The sequence below is a fragment of the Lawsonibacter hominis genome (genome assembly GCF_014287895.1).
Lineage (GTDB): Bacteria > Bacillota > Clostridia > Oscillospirales > Oscillospiraceae > Lawsonibacter_A > Lawsonibacter_A hominis.
Map to the genome: position 1 here is coordinate 1 of NZ_JACOPP010000088.1, position 721 is coordinate 721.

Genomic DNA, 721 nt, shown 5'->3' on the forward strand with positions numbered 1-721 from the left:
TGGGTAAGGTGTACGGCGCCGTCCGCTATCCGCAGAAGGTGGATATGGGGTGGCTTTCCAAGATCACCAACATCCCCAGCACCATTGTTTCGGTGGGGATTACCCCCATTGACAATGGTGCGCTCATTTCCGCAATCTCCAAAAGCATTGTCCAGCAGCGCGGCGCCGCTGACAGTGCCAAAGACCCGCTGACCCGGCAGCGCGCCGAGAAAGCCGCCGAGGATGGCGAGAGAATCATGCAGCGGATCGACCAAGAGGGCGAAACGGTCGCCATGATGTCGCTGACCGTGATGCCGATTGCACAGGATGAAGCCAACTTCACAAAGGTCTGCCGCCGTGTGGAGAGCGCCTTCAATATCCAGAAGTGCAAGGTGCGCACTCTCGCCAATCTCCAAAAGGAAGGGTTCCAGAGCATTTCTCCCACCTATCCGGCCAACTCCACGGTGGACAGCATTGTGTCCCGCATTATTCCCATGAGTACCTTTGTGGGCGGGTTTCCGTTTGCCAGCTCCGGTTACAACGATGGCCGGGGCTATTATTTTGCAAAGGACAGCAACGGCGGCCTGGTGATTCTGGATACCTGGGAGCGTGGAAACGACCGAACCAATAGTAGCTTCGTGATTATGGGTGTGGCCGGTATCGGCAAGAGTACCGTTGTGAAGCACATCATGCTTTCGGAATACATGAAGGGGACGAAAATCCTGTGCATCGACCCGGAATC

At 56.2% G+C, this 721-nt stretch carries 1 protein-coding gene; it reads left to right on the top strand.

The window, feature by feature from the left end:
• Window positions 1–721: P-loop NTPase family protein (locus tag H8S57_RS18395; RefSeq protein WP_243204881.1), on the top strand; the 721-nt coding region annotated here is incomplete at both ends.